Annotated in this window: 1 protein-coding gene and 1 pseudogene; both read right to left on the bottom strand. The window is 64.5% G+C overall.

Features of this window, described 5'->3' with window-relative positions:
• Positions 1-423 (bottom strand): annotated as a pseudogene (locus Q8K05_RS06800) (YgiQ family radical SAM protein); the annotation flags it as partial.
• Positions 424-571: 148 nt separating this feature from the next.
• Positions 572-988: a CHRD domain-containing protein gene (locus tag Q8K05_RS06805; protein ID WP_370868788.1), complete on the bottom strand. Its 417-nt coding sequence runs from the start codon at positions 986-988 to the stop codon at positions 572-574.
• Positions 989-1021: the final 33 nt, after the last annotated feature.

A 1021-nucleotide genomic window follows, 5' to 3' on the forward strand; every position in this document is an offset into this window, starting at 1 on the left:
GGGGCGCTTGCCGCCGATGTCGCCGGGCGTGTAGGCGTCGTCGCTGCGGATCTTGCGGTCCGCCGTGTAGCGGTTGATCATCGAGTCCATGTTGCCGGCGGCCACACCATAGAACAGGTTGGGCTTGCCCAGCACCTTGAAGGGCTCGGCGCTTTGCCAGTCGGGCTGCGCAATGATGCCGACGCGAAAGCCCTGCGCCTCCAGCATGCGGCCAATCACCGCCATGCCGAAACTCGGGTGGTCAACGTAGGCGTCGCCGGTCACGATGATGACGTCGCAGCTGTCCCAGCCAAGTGCGTCCATTTCAGCCCGGCTGGTGGGCAGAAACTTGGCCGTTCCAAAGCGGGCCGCCCAGTACTTGCGGTAACTGGTCAGGGGCTTGGCGGAGCGCGCGAAAAAGGAGACGTCGACGGGGGCGTTCATGGGGCGATCGGTAGAAACTGCGCAAAATCACCTTGCGGTAGTGCCAGCAGTTGAAAGTTAACCCGCGATTTTAAGGTTTTAAGCTGGCCCACGTACCGGGAAGGGGCTCTTGGCGCGCTGAATGCCCGACATGACGCCCGAATCTGGCTCAATAGCGCGGCGTCATCTGGCCGCGCACTTCGCCCGCCGGATGGGCTGCCGTGTGGATGTTGGCATACCAGCGACCCGCCAGCAGGTCTGCAGCTTGCGCCTGCGTCAGCGTGGCACGGCCTTCCAGGGGACTGCGAATGGGGCTCGGCCATGCCAAGGCCACGCCGGCGTTTGCCCCCACGGCAGCCGGGCCATGAAAGTGGGCGGCTGTGGCGGGTCCCGTCAAGCCGGTGTAGTTGACCTTCCAGCGAAACAGGTTGGTGTCCTTGTTGAGTACCGCGTCCACCGAGCCGCTACCCTGGCTGGCGTTGGGCGGCACCTCGTTGCCGGCGCGCAGCTGGGTCGTGAAGGCCACCAGACTGGATTGGCGGTCTATCATGGCGCAGCCTGACAGCGCAGCAGCGGCCACCCAAATAACAGCAAGAGAAACGCGGGTTGCTTGGCGACG

This window comes from Polaromonas sp. (assembly GCF_030682935.1).
Taxonomy (GTDB): domain Bacteria; phylum Pseudomonadota; class Gammaproteobacteria; order Burkholderiales; family Burkholderiaceae_C; genus Polaromonas.